This window comes from Burkholderia singularis, from assembly GCF_001718875.1.
GTDB lineage: Bacteria > Pseudomonadota > Gammaproteobacteria > Burkholderiales > Burkholderiaceae > Burkholderia > Burkholderia singularis.
In genome coordinates this window covers 70,206-86,879 of record NZ_CP013448.1, presented here as the reverse complement: position 1 = coordinate 86,879, position 16,674 = coordinate 70,206, and the positions used below count along the sequence as shown (strand labels likewise).

Annotated in this window: 15 protein-coding genes; 3 read left to right on the top strand and 12 right to left on the bottom strand. The window is 67.4% G+C overall.

Annotated elements, in window-relative coordinates:
• Positions 1-98 precede the first annotated feature (98 nt).
• From glmS to AQ611_RS00370, 6 genes are all read right to left on the bottom strand, one after another.
• Positions 99-1,937, bottom strand: a complete 1,839-nt coding sequence (gene glmS / locus AQ611_RS00395) for a glutamine--fructose-6-phosphate transaminase (isomerizing) (RefSeq protein ID WP_069233447.1) — start codon at positions 1,935-1,937, stop codon at positions 99-101.
• Between the two features lie 71 nt (positions 1,938-2,008).
• Complete coding sequence (glmU, locus tag AQ611_RS00390) at positions 2,009-3,370, bottom strand: bifunctional UDP-N-acetylglucosamine diphosphorylase/glucosamine-1-phosphate N-acetyltransferase GlmU (protein WP_059517447.1); 1,362 nt, start codon at positions 3,368-3,370, stop codon at positions 2,009-2,011.
• 336 nt (positions 3,371-3,706) lie between these two features.
• Positions 3,707-4,111 (bottom strand): YybH family protein, encoded by a 405-nt coding sequence (locus tag AQ611_RS00385; protein ID WP_069235064.1) that lies wholly within the window; start codon positions 4,109-4,111, stop codon positions 3,707-3,709.
• A 187-nt stretch (positions 4,112-4,298) separates the two neighbouring features.
• Positions 4,299-5,327: a tRNA 2-thiocytidine(32) synthetase TtcA gene (gene ttcA, locus AQ611_RS00380; protein ID WP_069233446.1), complete on the bottom strand. Its 1,029-nt coding sequence runs from the start codon at positions 5,325-5,327 to the stop codon at positions 4,299-4,301.
• Positions 5,324-5,728 carry a dihydroneopterin aldolase gene (locus AQ611_RS00375; protein WP_069233445.1) on the bottom strand — a complete coding sequence of 135 codons (405 nt, stop codon included), beginning with the start codon at positions 5,726-5,728 and terminating at the stop codon, positions 5,324-5,326. The genes ttcA and AQ611_RS00375 overlap by 4 nt, the downstream gene beginning before the upstream one ends.
• A gap of 83 nt (positions 5,729-5,811) precedes the next feature.
• Entirely contained in the window at positions 5,812-6,597 is a 786-nt protein-coding gene (locus tag AQ611_RS00370) for an SDR family NAD(P)-dependent oxidoreductase (RefSeq protein ID WP_069233444.1), read from the bottom strand.
• Positions 6,598-6,610: 13 nt separating this feature from the next.
• On the opposite strand from AQ611_RS00370, the gene AQ611_RS00365 reads away from it, so the two are divergent.
• Entirely contained in the window at positions 6,611-7,801 is a 1,191-nt protein-coding gene (locus AQ611_RS00365; protein WP_069233443.1) for a class I SAM-dependent methyltransferase, read from the top strand.
• Between the two features lie 21 nt (positions 7,802-7,822).
• A complete protein-coding gene (locus AQ611_RS00360) occupies positions 7,823-8,017 on the top strand; it encodes a DUF2905 domain-containing protein (RefSeq protein WP_059517457.1) in 195 nt (64 codons plus the stop codon).
• A 36-nt stretch (positions 8,018-8,053) separates the two neighbouring features.
• On the opposite strand, the gene AQ611_RS00355 is transcribed toward AQ611_RS00360, so the two are convergent.
• The 6 genes from AQ611_RS00355 to AQ611_RS00330 form a co-directional block, all read right to left on the bottom strand.
• Entirely contained in the window at positions 8,054-8,278 is a 225-nt protein-coding gene (locus AQ611_RS00355; RefSeq protein ID WP_059517459.1) for a hypothetical protein, read from the bottom strand.
• A gap of 181 nt (positions 8,279-8,459) precedes the next feature.
• Positions 8,460-9,368, bottom strand: coding sequence for a carbohydrate kinase family protein (locus tag AQ611_RS00350; protein WP_069233442.1), 909 nt, complete (start codon positions 9,366-9,368; stop codon positions 8,460-8,462).
• Positions 9,365-10,816 (bottom strand): AGE family epimerase/isomerase, encoded by a 1,452-nt coding sequence (locus tag AQ611_RS00345; RefSeq protein ID WP_069233441.1) that lies wholly within the window; start codon positions 10,814-10,816, stop codon positions 9,365-9,367. Before AQ611_RS00345 ends, AQ611_RS00350 begins: the two co-directional genes overlap by 4 nt.
• A complete protein-coding gene (locus tag AQ611_RS00340; protein WP_069233440.1) occupies positions 10,813-11,832 on the bottom strand; it encodes a LacI family DNA-binding transcriptional regulator in 1,020 nt (339 codons plus the stop codon). Before AQ611_RS00340 ends, AQ611_RS00345 begins: the two co-directional genes overlap by 4 nt.
• A gap of 187 nt (positions 11,833-12,019) precedes the next feature.
• Positions 12,020-13,579 (bottom strand): methyl-accepting chemotaxis protein, encoded by a 1,560-nt coding sequence (locus tag AQ611_RS00335; protein ID WP_069233439.1) that lies wholly within the window; start codon positions 13,577-13,579, stop codon positions 12,020-12,022.
• Positions 13,580-14,383: 804 nt separating this feature from the next.
• A complete protein-coding gene (locus AQ611_RS00330) occupies positions 14,384-15,427 on the bottom strand; it encodes a bile acid:sodium symporter family protein (protein WP_069233438.1) in 1,044 nt (347 codons plus the stop codon).
• 383 nt (positions 15,428-15,810) lie between these two features.
• Here AQ611_RS00330 and AQ611_RS00325 point away from each other — a divergent pair, with 383 nt between their 5' ends.
• Entirely contained in the window at positions 15,811-16,311 is a 501-nt protein-coding gene (locus AQ611_RS00325; protein WP_069235063.1) for a peptide-binding protein, read from the top strand.
• The last annotated feature ends 363 nt before the right edge of the window (positions 16,312-16,674 follow it).

The following is a 16,674-nucleotide window of genomic DNA, read 5'->3' as shown; positions in this document are numbered from 1 at the left end:
CGAGAGCGGGCTTGCCCGTATCCAGCGCGAGGTCATCGCGCGGCGTATTTACCACCACCAGAGACCTCGATCAAAAGCAACGGACTAGACGCCGCCGCCTATTCCACCGTCACCGATTTCGCCAGATTCCGCGGCTTGTCCACATCGGTGCCTCGCGCGCATGCCGTGTGATACGCGAGCAATTGCAGCGGCACGACGTGCAGGATCGGCGACAGCAGCCCGTAGTGCTCCGGCATCCGGATCACGTGCAGCCCTTCGCCATTGACGATATGCGTGTCCGCATCGGCGAATACGTACAGCTCGCCGCCGCGCGCACGCACTTCCTGCATGTTCGATTTCAGCTTCTCGAGCAGCGTATCGTTCGGCGCGACGGTCACCACCGGCATCGCTTCGGTCACGAGCGCGAGCGGCCCGTGCTTGAGTTCGCCCGCCGGGTACGCTTCCGCGTGGATGTACGAGATTTCCTTGAGCTTCAGCGCACCTTCGAGCGAAATCGGGTAATGCAGCCCGCGGCCGAGGAACAGCGCGTTTTCCTTGCGCGCGAACTCTTCGGACCACGCGATGATCTGCGGCTCGAGCGCGAGCACGCTGTTGAGCGCGGCGGGCAGATGGCGCAGTTGCTTCAGGTAGTCGGCTTCGCGTGCGGCGTCGACATGCCCGCGTAGCTTGCCGAGCGTGGCCGCGAGCACGAAGAGCGCGACCAGCTGCGTGGTGAACGCCTTGGTCGACGCGACGCCGATCTCGGTGCCCGCGTGCGTCAGGAATTGCAGCCCGGTTTGCCGCACCATCGCACTCGTCGCGACATTGCAGATCGCGAGCGTGTGCGGGTGGCCGAGCGCCTGCGCGTGCTTGAGCGCGGCGAGCGTGTCCGCCGTCTCGCCCGATTGCGAGATGACGACGACCAGCGCACGCGGATTCGGCACCGATTCGCGGTAGCGGTACTCGCTCGCGATTTCGACTTGCGTCGGAATTTTCGCGATCGATTCGAGCCAGTATTTCGCGGTCAGCCCCGAGTAGTAGCTCGTGCCGCACGCGAGGATCAGCAGGCTGTCGATGTCGGCAAACACGCCGGCCGCGTGCTCGCCGAACAGTGACGGGCCGAACGCGTCGGTTTGCGGGATCGTGTCGGAGATCGCGCGCGGCTGCTCGAAGATCTCCTTTTGCATGAAGTGCCGGTACGGCCCAAGCTCGACCGCGCCGCCGTAGGCGGCCACCACGCGCACGTCGCGCTCGGCGCGCGCGCCGTCGCGATCGGCGATGCGCACACCGTCGAGCGTCAGCTCGCACACGTCGCCTTCCTCGAGGAACGTGAAGCGATCGGTGCTGCCCGCGAGCGCGAGCGCGTCGGACGCGAGAAAGTTCTCGCGCTCGCCGAAGCCGACCACGAGCGGCGAGCCCTGCCGCGCGCCCACCACGGTATGCGGTTCGTCACGGTGGATCACCGCGATCGCGTAGGCGCCGTGCAGTTGCCTGACGGCCTGCTGCACCGCGTCGAACAGGTTGCCTTGATAGAGGCTGTGGATCAGATGCGCGACGACTTCGGTGTCGGTCTGCGACACGAACTCGTAGCCCTTCGCACGCAACGCGTCGCGCAGCGGCTCGAAGTTTTCGATGATGCCGTTGTGCACGAGCGCGAGCGCGTTGGACGAGAAGATCGGATGCGCGTTTTGCGTGATGGGCGCGCCGTGCGTCGCCCAGCGCGTGTGCGCGATGCCCGTCACGCCCTCGAGGCGCGACTCGCGCACTTGGGCATCGAGATCGGCCACGCGCTCGACGCTGCGCGCGCGCTTCGGGGCACCCGGCGTAGGGGCGCCCGCGCCGGCTTCGAGCACCGCGACGCCGCACGAGTCGTAGCCGCGATATTCCAGACGGCGCAACCCCTCGATCAGCACCGGAACGATATTACGTTGCGCAACCGCGCCCACAATTCCGCACATGATTCTTGTCCTAAAAATGATGCGGGCGCATTCGGCGCGCCCGCGAAGCCCCGTTCTTCAACGCCCGTTTTCTAGCTCTTTTTCTTGACCGGCCGCACGTAGCCGCTCTTTTGCGTCTGCGTTTTGTCGTTCAGCGCGAGCATGCCTTCGGCGACATCCTTCCAGATCGTCGTGCCGGCCGCGATCGTCACGCCGCGGCCGACGCGCACCGGCGCGACGAGCTGCGTATCGGAGCCGACGAACACGTCGTCCTCGATGATCGTGCGGAATTTGTTCGCGCCATCGTAATTGCAGGTGATCGTGCCCGCGCCGATGTTCACGCGCGCGCCGATGTCGGCATCGCCGATGTACGTGAGGTGGTTGGCCTTCGAGCCGTGGCCGATCACCGCGTTCTTCACCTCGACGAAGTTGCCGACGTGCGCGTCGTCGGCGAGCGCCGCGCCCGGCCGCAGCCGCGCATACGGGCCGACCACCGCATGCGCGCCGATCGCCGCGCCGTCGACGTGCGAGAACGCGTCGATGCGCGCGCCCGCGCCGATCGTCGCGTTGCGGATCACGCAGTGCGCGCCGATCGTCACGTCATCGGCGATCGTCACGTCGCCCTCGAACACGCAGTTCACGTCGATCGACACGTCGCGGCCGCACGCGAGCCTGCCGCGCACGTCGATGCGGGCGGGATCGGCGAGCGTGACGCCGTCGGCGAGCAGCGCATCGGCAAGCTGGCGCTGATGGATGCGTTCAAGCTCGGCAAGCTGCGCCTTGCTGTTGACGCCGAGCGTTTCCCATTCGTCGTCGGGCTGCGTCGTGACGATCTCGAAGCCCGCCTCGATCGCCTGCTCGACAACGTCGGTCAGGTAGTACTCGCCCTGCGCGTTGTCGTTGCCGAGCGCGCCGAGCCACATCGCGAGCTGCGCGGTTGGCGCGACGACGATGCCGGTGTTGATCTCGGCGATCTTCAGCTCGTCGGCGCTCGCGTCCTTCTGCTCGACGATGCGCACCACGCAGCCGGCCTGGTCGCGCACGATGCGCCCGTAGCCGGTGGGATCGTCGAGCGTGACGGTGAGCACGCCGTAGCGCGCATCGGTTGCGGCATCGACGAGGCGCTTGAGCGTGGCGGTGCGCGTGAGCGGCACGTCGCCGTACAGCACGAGCGTCGGTTGCGCGGGGTCGAGCAGCGGCAGCGCCTGACGCACCGCATGGCCGGTGCCCAGCTGCTGCTCCTGCAGCGCGAACTGGACGTCCGGCGCGGCAACGGCGGCGCGCACCTGATCCGCGCCGTGGCCGATCACGACGACGAGCCGCGACGGCGCAAGCGCGCGGGCGGTATCGATCACGTGGGAGAGAAGCGGCCTGCCGGCCAGAGGATGAAGCACTTTAGGCAGCGCCGAACGCATGCGCTTGCCGGTGCCTGCCGCCAAAATCACGATATTCATGGCGCCAGCGTCGTAGGGAGAGTTCGAAGCTGGCCATTTTAGCATGCAGGCCCTTGCCGACGCGTGTGCGCGGCAGGGTCAAACCGGCGGTGCGGCGGGGTTGCGCCGTGCCGGGCAGCGGTTTGCGGCGTGCGGTTTGATGCATTCGGTTTGCGGCGGCGCCGGGCGAGCCGGCGGTTCGTCGAGGCGCACGGCACACTGCGGTCTCGAGCCTCGCCGGCTAGCGGCCGGCGCTCGCGTGCGCTGCCTGCGGCCGGCTCGCACGGGCGCCGCATGCTCGCGCGCGGGCCGTTCGGCGGCCCGTCACGCGGCGCTTTCGCCGCTCGACGCGCACGGCTATGCCGATTCGGGCGGCACCGGCATCACGAGATTGGCATCGCGCGCGAGCCGCCAGCGGCCGTCGGCCTCTTTGCGCAGGATCGTCAGCGTGCGGCCTTGCCGGCGCACCGGCGCCGCGCCGCCGGGGGCGCGTATCGTCATGTCGATGCGATTGCGCAGATAGGCCCAGTCGCCGAGCACGCAAATCTCCTCGATTTCGCTGCCGCCTTCGATATCGAGCCCGGCGCCTTTCATCGCGCCGGCCGATGCCTCGAATTCACGTTTGCCGAACGGCACCTGGCCGGGGACCAGGAAAACCACGTCGTCCGTCATCAGGCTTAGCACCGTCGCGATATCGCCGCTTTGGCTGGCCGATATCCAAGTGTCGACCAGCTCGCGAATCGCCCGTTCGTCTTCGGTCATGCCGTTCTCCGTTTCGATCATGCGATCGATTCTGGCGCGTATGCGCCGCGTCATCATGAAACCGCCCGATCCGCTTGCGCTGCGTGTGGCCGGGCGAGGCCGAAGCGAGCCGCGCGGCGGCGCCACGTGTATCGGGCGGCGCCCGCCGCCGGATCGCCGCGCGCGGCGGCCATTTGCGGCCCGCGTTTTACAGGTCGTCGAACTGAACGATCGAGATCGGCTTGAGCGCGCCACCCGACGGCGCGTCCGTATCGGCGCCGCACGGTTGCTCGTCGAACGCGATGTCGCCGCCGGGGTCGGCGCGGCCCGTCGCGCGCAGTCCGGCGAACGGGAACAGCGTCGCGTCCATCAAGTGCGACGGCACGACATTGGCGAGCGCGTTGAACATATTGTCGACGCGCCCTGGGAAGCGCTTGTCCCATTCGCGGATCAGCGCCTTCATCTCGGCGCGCTTCAGGTTCGGCTGGCTGCCGCACAGGTTGCACGGAATGATCGGGAATTCGCGCAGCTGCGCGTACTGTTCCAGATCGGTTTCCTTCACATACGCAAGCGGCCGGATCACGATGTTCCTGCCGTCGTCCGATTGCAGCTTCGGCGGCATGCCCTTCAGCTTGCCGCCATAGAACAGGTTCAGCAGCAGCGTTTGCAGAATGTCGTCGCGGTGGTGGCCGAGCGCGATCTTGGTCGCGCCGAGTTCGCCCGCGACGCGGTACAGAATGCCGCGGCGCAGCCGCGAGCACAGCGAGCAGGTGGTCTTGCCCTCGGGCACGAGGCGCTTGACGATGCTGTAGGTATCCTGGTTTTCGATATGGAACGGCACGCCGATTCGCGTCAGGTATTCGGGCAGCACGTGCTCGGGAAAACCCGGCTGCTTCTGGTCGAGGTTGACCGCGACGATGTCGAAATCGATCGGCGCGCGCTCGCGCAGCCGCAGCAGGATATCGAGCAGCGCGTAGCTGTCCTTGCCGCCCGACAGGCAGACCATCACCTTGTCGCCATGCTCGATCATGTTGTAATCGCCGATTGCCTGGCCGACCTGGCGCACGAGCCGCTTGAACAGCTTGTTGTTCTCGTAGGCCTCTTTTTGCTCGCGGCGCGTCAGTGCGCGGCGGCTCGGTTCGGCCACCGCGGCTTCGACGCCGGCGGCCGCGCCGGCCTCGTCCGGCGTGCCGGGGTGGGGCGTACCCGACGGGTACGTGCTTTGGCGCGCATTCATGCTCGCTCCTCGTCCTTGATACGGAAAACCTCGACGCCGACGGCGTCGCAATCGGAATAAGCGTCCGGTTTTTCGGTGCAGACGCGCACCGCGCGCACGGCGCCGTGCGCGAGCAGATTCGCGGCGATCGCGTCGCACAGCGTTTCCTGCAAATGAATGTGGCCGCGCGCGACGCATTGCGCGACGCTTTGCTTCAGCAGGTCGTAATCGACCACTTCGCGCAGCCGGTCTTCGACGGGCGTCGTCAACGCGAGCGGCACGAACACGTCGACATTGATGACGACACGCTGCTCGCCGCGCTTCTCGTGCTCGAACGCGCCGATATTGATATACACCTCGTAGTTGCGCAGATACAGCCGGCGGCAATCGGCGAGCCTGGGGTGCAGGAGGGCGGCAAACATGGTCGATCCAGTCACAAAGGGTGATGCACGTAAAGCGGCGCGGCCGCACGCGGCGTCGGAATGCCCGCGCGCGGCCGCGCCCGTCAATTTTTGCCGCCGGCCGTCGGCTCGAGATGCTCGCCGCCGTCGACGGTCAGCGTCGCGCCGGTCACGCCGGACGCCTCGGCAAGATAGCAGGCCGCATCGGCGATTTCGTCCACGCGCGGCGCGCGCCCGCGCACGAGGCCGACCACGCGCACCTTAGGCGCGAGCGCGAGCGCCTGCGCGGCGGTCGCGCGGTGCAGCGCGGCTTGCGCGAGCGAGTGCGACAAGCGCTCGGGCGCCGGATGGAACACGGTCTCGTCCAGCAGGTGAATCACGACGGCGCGTTCGCGCTCGTCGTCGCGCGCGGCCTCGGGCGTCGCGGCGGCGAGCGCGCGCGCGAGCACGAGCGGCGCGGCGACTTCGCGGGCGATCGTCTCGGCAAGCGATGCATAGCCGATGTCGCACGCGTTGTCCGCGCGGCCTGCCGCCTGGACGATCACGCAGCTCGGGCGGCCAAGCGCCGCGCCGCACGCGTCGACGAGCCGCGCGACGTCGTGCTCGGCGGCGAAGTCGGCCGCCAGCGCCGCTGCGCGGCGGCCGAGCGACTCGACTTCGGCGGCGATCGACGCGGCCGCGCGGGCAGCGCCGTGCGCATCCGCGTTCGCGCCCGGCTCCGTGCTTGCGGCGATCGCCACATCCCAGCCGCGCTGCGCGAAGCCGAGCGCGAGCGCGCGGCCGATCGCGCCCGCATCGTCGGGCATGGTGAGCGCGATCAGCACGGCCCGCGTGCGTTGCGCCACGCGGACATCGGCGGAAGCGTCCCGGAGGTCGGCGGAAACGGTCATTTACAATGCCGGGATGAACCCGAAAGCTCACGAACCCGCTAGTTTACCCGTTCCCAGCCCGGACGCGCTCGCGCAGTCCGAATCGCTCGCAGCCGCGCTGCGCGCGCAGATCGCGTCGGCGGGCGGCTGGATTCCATTCTCGCGCTATATGGAGCACGCGCTGTACGCGCCGGGGGCCGGTTATTACAGCGGCGGCGCGCGCAAGTTCGGCCGGCGCGCGGACGACGGCAGCGATTTCGTCACCGCGCCCGAACTGTCGCCGCTTTTCGCGCGCACGCTCGCGCGCCCGATCGCGCAGGCGCTCGAGCTGAGCGGCACGCGGCGCGTGATGGAGTTCGGCGCGGGCACGGGCAGGCTGGCCGCGGACCTGTTGAGCGCGCTCGCGGCGCTTGGCGTCGAGCTTGACGAATACGCGATCGTCGATTTGTCCGGCGAATTGCGTGCGCGCCAGCGCGAGACGCTCGAGGCCAGCGCGCGCGCGCTGGCCGCGCGCGTGCGCTGGCTCGACGCGCTGCCCGAGCGCTTCGACGGCGTGGTGATCGGCAACGAGGTGCTCGATGCGATGCCGGTGCGGCTTTTCGTCAAGCGCGCGCACGGCTGGTGCGAGCGCGGCGTCGCGGTGAGCGGCGCGGGCGCGTTCGTGTTCGCCGAGCAGCCGCTCGCGCAGGCCGGCGATACCGCGCGTCTTGCCGGAATCGACGCCGATGACGGCTACGTGACGGAGACGCACGACGCGGCCGCGGCATTCGTCCGCACGGTCTGCACGATGCTCGCGCGCGGCGCGGCGTTTTTCATCGACTACGGCTTTCCGTTTCACGAGTACTACCACCGGCAGCGTGCGCAGGGTACGCTGATGTGCCATTACCGGCACCACGCGCACGACGATCCGTTCGTCTATCCGGGGTTGCAGGACATTACCGCGCACGTCGAGTTCAGCGCGATCTACGAGGCAGGCGTCGGCGCCGGTGCGGATCTGCTCGGCTACACGTCGCAGGCGCGCTTTCTGCTGAACGCGGGAATTACCGACGTGCTCGCCGAAATCGATCCGTCCGACGCGCAGCGTTTCCTGCCCGCCGCGAATGCGGTGCACAAGCTGATTTCGGAGGCGGAGATGGGCGAGCTTTTCAAGGTGATCGCGTTTTCGCGCGGCATCGACGGCACGCTCGAGGCGTTTGCGCGCGGCGACCGCTCACATACGCTGTAAGCGCCGACAAGGGGAATTGCGATGCTGCGCTGGCTGCTCACCACGTTCATCGCCGTGATGGTGCTCGCGCGCGCGTGGCCGTGGCTGTCGAAACTCGGCGTCGGGCGCTTGCCCGGCGACGTGACGCTCAAGCTCGGCTCGCGCGTTTATCCGTTTCCATTCATGTCGACGCTCGTGATCATGGCGATCGTGTCGGTGATTGCGCGGCTTTGGTGAGCATGACGCCCGCGCGGCACGCCGCGCCGCGCGCCGTCACAGCGCCAGTTCGCCGAGAATCCGGTGGGCGAGCGCCTTCGCTTCGTCGAACGCTTCCGATTCGCTGACGCTCGTTGCGCCGACTTCGTAGACGGTATTGTCAGGCGTTTCGCCATCGTCCCGGGAGAGGATCACGTATCCCTGATAGCGCCCGTCGTCCGTCTTGTGGGTGTGCGCCTTGGCCGTGTAGATGCCCTTCGTGTAGGTATTGCCGCCGTCCATGATGCTTCTCCCGTGTTGGCCGCAGAAGTGCACGAGCACTTACTTCGGTTCGATGCAAAGCAGAAACGACGCTTCATCCTAACATCCCGATGCCGCGCTTTCAGCAGCTGCGCGACGATGTCGCGGCGGCAAAGTTGCGGCGCTGACGCGAGCCGGCCGGGTGTATCGTGCGGGCCGTGGCTTACGGCGCGACGAGCGCGAGCACCTCGTCGAGCGTCGGCGCGTGCGCGCCGGTGTGCTGGCAGGCCGCCGCGCCTGCCGCCAGCGCGAATGCGAGATGTTCGCGCCAGCCGCGGCTTTCCATCGTCATCAGGCTGAACAGTAAGCCGCCGATCGTCGCGTCGCCGGCGCCGACCGTATCCATCACGTCGACGCGCGGCGGTTGCGCGTCGAACGTCCGGCCGTCGGCGTGGAGCGTCGCCGTGTGCGCGCCGCGCGTGACCAGCAGCGCCGCATGCGGATTGAGCGCGCGCAGCCGCGCGATCGCGCGCGGTTCGTCGTCGTCCGCGAACAGATGCCGCAGGTCTTCGTCGGAGACTTTGATCACGTCGGCGAGCTTCGCCATCGTCTCGAGCGTCGGCTTGAAGCTGTCCGTCATCAGATTGCGGTAGTTCGGATCGAAGCTGATCGACACGCCCGCTTCGCGCAACTCGGCCGCGAGCGTGACGAGCGTCGACGCGAGCGGCTCGCGCACGAGGCTGATGCAGCCGAAATGCGCCCATTTCACATGCTGGCGCCAGCCCTGCGGCAGGCTTGCCGGATCGAAGGCGAGATCGGCGCTGTTTTCGCCGATGAAGAAGTACGCGGGCGGATGCGTTTGATGAACAACCGCGAGAAGCGGCGCGCGCTCGACGCGCTGCAGGAAGCGCAGGTCGAGCCCCGCCGCTTCGCTTTCGCGCCAGAGTTCGTCGGAGAAACAGTCGCGGCCGAGCGCGCCCGCGCATGCGCTCGCCACCCCGAGCTTCGCGACCGCGCGTGCGACGTTCCAGCCGGCGCCGCCCGGACGCGACGCCCAGTTCGCGCTGTCGGTGCGGACCAGGTCGGTGAGGATGTCGCCGGCAGAGACGAATTGCGGAAACGTCGCGCTCATCGCAGGGTGCCTCCGTTGTGGCGGGTCGGCGCGCCGGCGGGGCTGCCGTGGCCGGCATGTTGCGCGTGCGTGCCGTTGCCTTGCGCAGGCGGCGCCGCGCGATCGGCCGCGGCGCCGTCGTTGCCGCCATCCGCTGTGTGCGGTGCCGGCAATGCGTTCAGGACTTCGTAGCAGGCGCCCATCGTGTGGTAGTCGGTTTTGCCGGCCGGGCTCTTCTCGTCGCTGTACTTGCGGTTGTCGCAGGTGAGGATTCGGTACCAGGCGCCGTAATGGTGATCGACGAAATGCGTCCAGCTATAGCGCCAGATCTCGTCGTACCAGTCCCAGAAGCGTTCGCTGCCGGTGCGCTGGCCGAGCAGCGCGGCGGCGGCGAGGCTTTCGGCTTGCACCCAGAAATACTTGTCGTGGTCGCACACTTTGTAGTCGGGGTCGAAGCCGTAGCAGAGGCCGCCGTGATCGGCGTCCCACGCGTGCGCGAGCGCCGCGTCGAATAGCGCGATCGCGCGCGGCAGCAGCCAGTCGAGCGGGCGGTGCCGTTCGAGAATCAGCAGCAGCTTCGCCCATTCGGTCTGATGGCCCGGCTGGAACCCCCACGGGCGGAAGATGTTCGAGCTGTCTTCCTTGTTGTATTCCCAGTCGACAGACCAATCGGCCCGGAAATGCTCCCACACGAGATCGTTCGACAGCGCGGCCTGGCGCTGGACGATATGCGTGGCGACCTTTTCCGCGCGGTCGAGATATGTCAGATGGCCGGTCGCCTCGTAGGCGGCGAGGAGCGCCTCGGTCGCGTGCATGTTCGCGTTTTGGCCGCGATAGCTGGAGACGCTCCAGTCGGGCGTGGCGTCGTCCGCGTAGAGGCCCGCCGCGGCGTCCCAGAAACGATGCTCCATCAGCTCGAAGGTCTGGGCGATCAGTGGCTTGGCTTCGTCGATGCCCGCCATCGCCGCGTGCGCGGCCGCAAGCAGAACGAACGCGAGCCCGTAGCAGTGGCGCGTGCCGTCGCGCGTCGCGCGTTTTACGCCGTCGCGCCACTCGATTTCCCAGTCGTAGCCTTCGTGCGCCGCGTCCCAGTGCGCATCGCGCAGAAAGCGCAGCCCATGGCGTGCGTAATCGAGATCGCGCGGATTGCCGAAGTGGCGGTATGCCATCGCGTAGTTGAAGACGAAGCGGCAACTGCTGACGAGGTGGCGTGTCGTGCGGTCGTAGACGGTGCCGTCGTCGCGGAAGAAGTGGTAGAAGCCGCCCGACGGATCGAGCACGTTCGGCGCGTAAAAGCGCAGCGTGTGCTGCACGTGCGACAGCAGGAACTGCCGGTCACGGAAGCTTTCGACGCGCGGCACGGCAGGCTCGCCGCATCCGGCGTGCGCGCCGGATGCGGGGGAGGGCGGCCTGCTTGCTTGCGGTGCGCCGATGGCCGTGTGGGGCGCGGGCGTGGCTGAAGTCGTCATGATCCAAGTACCGAGGTGAGAGAGTGCGGCGCGTGCGTCGCGCCTGCGCTGCTGGCCCGCGCGACCAACTGCACGGGAACGCTGAGTTCGGTTTGCTCGGGCGCGTCCGCGAGCAGCAATTCGATGCCTTGCCGGCCGAGCGTTTCCTTGTCGATGGCCAATGTCGTCAGCGGCGGGCTCGCGTGGGCGGCGGCGGGGATGTCGTCGAAGCCGACGAACGCGATGTCGTCCGGCACCCGCACGCCGCGCGCCAGGCACTCGCGCATCGCGGCGAGCGCGGCCGCATCGTTGTAGGCAAACACCGCGTCGGGGAGCGGCCCGCCCGCATCGAGCAATTGCCGCATGGCTTTGGCCGCGCCGACGTCGGGCCCGAGGTTCGGGTCGATCGACAGTTCGAGCGACGGGTCGAACAGCATTCCGGCATCGAAGAACGCGCGCCGATAGCCCAACGCCCGCTGCGCGATGCTGTAGTGCGCGAGCGAGCCGCCGATGAACGCGATGCGCCGGCGGCCGGTGTCGAACAGATGCCGCATCGCGAGTGCGGCGCCGCCGGCATTGTCGACGTTGATCGAGCGCAGTCCCGGCGCGCGGATATCGATGAGCACGAGCGGGCGGCCTGTCGCGGCGAGTGCTTCGAGCGTCTCCGGCTCCATGAAGCCCGCGACCGCGATCGCGTCGGGCGCGTGAGGGCGCATCTGGCGGAGCACGTCGTCGTTCGGCCCGGTCGTCAGCAGCGACGGCACGATGCCGCGCGCGCGGCACGCGTCCTCGACGCCGTGCAGCACGTGCGAGAAAAACGGCGTGGAGGCGAAGTGATTGTGCTGGCGGTGCAGCAGGAACGTGAGCCGCCTGATTCGCGGGCGTAGCTGCGCCGGGTCGTAATTCATCTGGCGCGCGATCTCGACCACGCGCGCGCGGGTGGCTTCGGACAGGCCGGGTTGATTCTTCAGCGCGCGGGACACCGTGCCGATCGACACGTTGGCAGCCTGCGCAACATCGCGAATGGTGGTGCTCATCGTTGGGCGTGACAGGTGTTTAGTGTGATTGTGATTTTATGGCATGATTTTTAGTAAAACGCTCAGGGATTATGCTAATGGCGCTTGATTTTTCTTGATTTAATTGGGATGGGTGACGATTATTTGTTTACTAAAAATAGTAAACTCGGCTCGAAATGCCGATGCTGCCCCCTGACTGATCACCACATCACGCCGCCACCCGGAAAATCGCCGCCGCTGCGCGCAACGCGGCCGCTTCGTCGGCGAGCGCGCCCGCCGCGCCGGCCGCCTTCTGCACGAGCAACGCGTTGTGCTGAGTCATCTGATCCATTTGCGCGACCGCGCGGTTGATCTGGTCGATCCCAGAATGCTGCTCGTCGCACGCATGCGAAATCTCGTCGACGAGCGTTGCAACCTGGCGCACCGACGCAAGCATATCGACGATCGTGCCGCCCGCGGCCTTCACGGTGTCCGTGCCGCGTTCGACTTCGTCCGTCACGCTGGCGATCAGCGCCGAAATTTCCTTGGCCGCCTGCGCGCTGCGATGCGCGAGGCCGCGCACCTCCTGGGCGACTACCGCGAAGCCTCGGCCGGCGGGGCCCGCGCGCGCCGCCTCGACGGCCGCGTTGAGCGCGAGCAGGTTGGTCTGGAATGCAATGCCTTCGATCGTCGACGAAATGCTGCGGATTTGCTGCGAACGCACCGATAACGCTTCCATTCGCGTCATCGCGTCGCGCGCCGCCGCGCCACCGTGCTCGGCTTGCGCCGACGCCGCCGAGGCGAGCGAACTGGCCTGACGTGCATGGTCGGCGTTGGCGCGTAGGGTCGCGGCGAGCTGCTCCATGCTGCTGGCCGTCTGCTGAAGGCCGGCTGCGTGCTCGTCGGTGCGGCGCGACAGGTCGTGGTTGCCGTGCGCGATATCGGCCGTCGTGTGCGCAATCGCGTCGGCCGCGCGTTGCAGCGTGCCGATCGTCGCGGCAAGGCGTGCGCGCATCGTGTGCATCGCATGTAGCACGCTGCCGGGCGCGGCGTCGGCGGCGTGCACGCCGAGCGCGAGATTGCCGGCCGCTATGCCGCTGGCGACAGCGGCTGCGTCATGCGGTTCGCCGCCGAGCTGCCGCGCAAGCACGCGCGCCATCGTCGCGCACAGCGCGGCGACGAGCGCGACGCCCGCCAATACGCAGCCTGCGACCGCCCATTGGACGAGCCGAGCCATGCCCCGCGCGCGGTCGTATGCGCGTTGCGCCGCGTCGAGCTGGACTTGCCGCAATTGCGCGCTCTCGGTCTTGACGCGCTGCGCGGCCGGCTCGAGCGTCTGCGTGACCACCCATTGCGCTTCGGACAGATTGTTCGCCTTCAGCAGGGCGATCACCGGCCGGATGCCCTGGTCGCGCAGCGTCGTCCAATCGGCGGCAAGACGCTCGGCCTGCGCGCGCTCGGCGTCGGCGAGCGGCATTGCGCGATGCTCGGCGAGCAGGCGGTCGATCGCCGTGACGTCGCGCGCCGACGCGCTGGTGAGCGCATCGGTTTTGGCGGCGGACGGATCGAGCACGGCGTCGCCGATCGCGTAGCGGGTTTGCGTGACGATCTCGTCGAGCGACGAGATCCGCTGCAGGGCCTTCACGCGATCCTCGAAGACATGCGCGAGCGCGTCGCCGATGCGGGCAACGCCTGCCAGGCCGATGCCGCCAACTGCGGCAAGTACCAGGACGACGAGCGCGACAAGCAGGCGCAGCCGGGTTTTGACGGTGAGGCGGGTGGTGTTCATCGGGCGTGCTTTCCGAGGGCGGCGCGTCGCGCTCGTGACGTGGAGCGCAGTGACGAGAAGCAGGCTTAACGGCGCCGGTACGGGCAGATTGAATGAATTTTTTGTGAAGCGATGCCCGTTTTGGGCGCATCGGGCATTCCGCCTCGGGCGGGGGCGGCGATGGTGGAGGCGGGAAGCGGAAGATGCGGAGATGGGAAATGCGCAGACCCGGGCAAAACCGCCGGGCGGCACCTGCACGGGGCGAGGGCGGGCGACGAGCAAGACGCGCGCAAGCGTTCGGGCGCGGGGCGGAAAACGGCGCTGGGTAAGGCACGTCCGACAGACGCCCGATGCCGGGACGGGGGGCGTCCGTGCCGAGGTAAAGACGCGGGTGTCCGCCCGTATCCGGGATTTCGCGTTTGGAACGGAAAAAGCGGATTAAAAAGCAAAAAAATGGGCTAAAAAAGATTAACCCGCAGCTTTGCCTTTGCCGGTTGAGCCCGCAGCTTCATCGGCCGAGCCGCGCGGCGCAACCAACGCGAACGCGTCCTGGCGACGGCCTATTCCGCGGCCGGCGGCTTATTCGACAGAAGATCCGCAGCGGGCGTCATTTCATCGACGCGGCGGCTCACAGTCGGCCTGCCGATTCAATTGCTCCGGATAAAACAGCGCCCCTGCGTCGCCGGGTGTTTTCCTTCGTGGCGGCAGCCGTGCGACTCGGCAATGAAGCGGTCCAGCGCCAGCGCTGGACCGCCTCGAGCGGCCTGGCCGCGCGGGACGCGCCCGTGCGGGAGCCGCTCGGCATTCAGCGAAATTCGACGAAACTCAACGCTTCGCGGCGATGCCCGCCTTCGCCGCGCCCATTGCGTCGTCGCGCGCGGCGGTTTGCCGCTCGCGGCTGGTGTCGCGAGCGCCCCAGCGCTGCGCGAGCGCCGCGCAGGTCATCAACTGGATCTGATGGAACAGCATCAGCGGCAGCACGACTGCTCCAACCGCATGCGCCGCGAAGATCACCTTCGCCATCGGCACGCCGGCCGCGAGGCTTTTTTTCGAGCCGCAAAAGATGATCGTGATCTGGTCCGCGCGATTGAAGCCGAGCCGCTTGCTCGTGAACGCGGTGATGCCGAGCGCGATCGCGAGCAGCACGACGTTGACGACGACGAGACCGCCGAGCGCGGTGGGTGGAATCTGATGCCAGAGCCCTTGATTGACCGCTTCGCTGAACGCGACGTAGACCACGAGCAGGATCGAACCCTGATCGACGAAGCGCAGCACGCCGCGATGGCGCTCGATCCAGGCGCCGATCACGGGCCGCAGCAGTTGACCGGCGACGAACGGCACGAGCAACTGCATGACGATCGCGCCGATCGTGCTCCACGGCGACGCGGCCGCGCCGGTTCCGTGCGATGTGATCAACAGGCCGACGAGCGCGGGCGTGACGAAGATGCCGATGAGGCTCGATGCGGATGCCGAGCAGACAGCCGCCGGCACGTTGCCCTTCGCGATCGACGTGAACGCGATCGACGATTGCACGGTCGACGGCAGCGTGCAGAGGAACAGCACGCCCGCATAAAGCGCGGGGGTGACGAGCGGCGTGAGCACGGGCTTGAGCGCGAGGCCGACGAGCGGAAACAGCGCGAACGTGCTGACGAGCACGACCAAGTGCAGCCGCCAATGCGTCACACCGGCGATGATGGCCTCGCGCGAGAGCTTCGCGCCGTGCAGGAAGAACAGCAGCCCGACCGCGATGTCGGTGGCCCAGTTGAACGCGTGCGCGGCGCCGCCGCGGCAGGGCAGCACGCTTGCGAGCACGACGGTGCCGACAAGCGCGAGGGTGAAATTGTCGGGGATGAAGCGTGAACGCGCCATTTCGGATCTCGATTGAATGCAGGGTGAGCGGCACGGCGCTCAACGCGGACGCCGGCCGTTGTCGGTCCGGCTATTGTCACGGCTGACTATTGAATAGGCAAATTCATTCAGAGAATCGATTGATGATTCGGGCGCATTTCAACGAGTCATCGATTGGCCATTCGATGGTTTTTAATCCGGTTATCGAAATGTTAAAAATCAGTCTGACAAAATGGGCGGAATAGGTGAAAAACCTAGCAGTAACATGGTGTTACACCGATGCCTGAGGTCTAACACTTTTTGGCTCGACACGCTTTCGCGGCACCCATAAATTACTGTTGAAAGTCTCGGGCGATATACGTTTCGCGCGAACTTGAATGGACAAGGCATGTAGTGGGCCAGTGATGAAGACGGAACGGGTAAAACGGATGATCGGGCAATGGGCTGTGAGCGCGTTCGGTGCGCTTGCGGCTTCGCTCGTCTTCGCGCAGCCGCCGCACGGCGGCGGGCCCGGATTCGGCGGCGGCCCGCGCGGCGGCGCGCCGTCAGCCTACGCCGCGGAAGATAGCGGCGGCTGGCGCGGCGGCGCCGGCTATCTGCAAGCGGCGCCGCCGCATGGCCGGGATGCCAGGATCGGCGTCAGCGGTTACGGCCCCCGCTGGGGCTTGCGCCCGACGCCGTCCTACGGGCGCTACGCGGCGCAAAGCCCATACCGGCCGATCAGTGCCGATGCGCGGCAGGTGCCGCACGCGCCCGGCTCGGTCAACCTGCCAATGCGCGCGGGCTCGATCCGTGCCGATGTCGCGCGCTACAACGAGGAACGCGGCGGGCGGACCGCTCCCGCGCCGCGCGGGCAAAACGGCGCGGCGCGCGAACCGTTTCTCGCGCCTTTTTCCCGCAACTGACACATTCGTCTAATGCGGCGGCACACGCCGCGTGCTGATGCAAATTCGCCACACTCGCGCGAAATCCCGCCGCGCATCTCATTGATTACGCTATCTTTCGCGCCTCATCGCGAGCGACGCGCGCGGCCGGGCGCGATGCATCGCGCCGGGAGCCGGCCTTTGGCCGCGGACGCCCGACAAATCGCCGGGAAATTAATGCAGACGGTATATCTGCAATAAGTCTCTTCTTTTTTGACCATAAAAATGGCCTTGGAAGATGGACCGCGCTCGAGCGCCCGCATTCCGTTGCCGCGCTCGTGTGCGATGTGCGCCGCATCATTTCCCAAGACCGTTCGTCAAGACCGACAGATAGACAATTTGGAG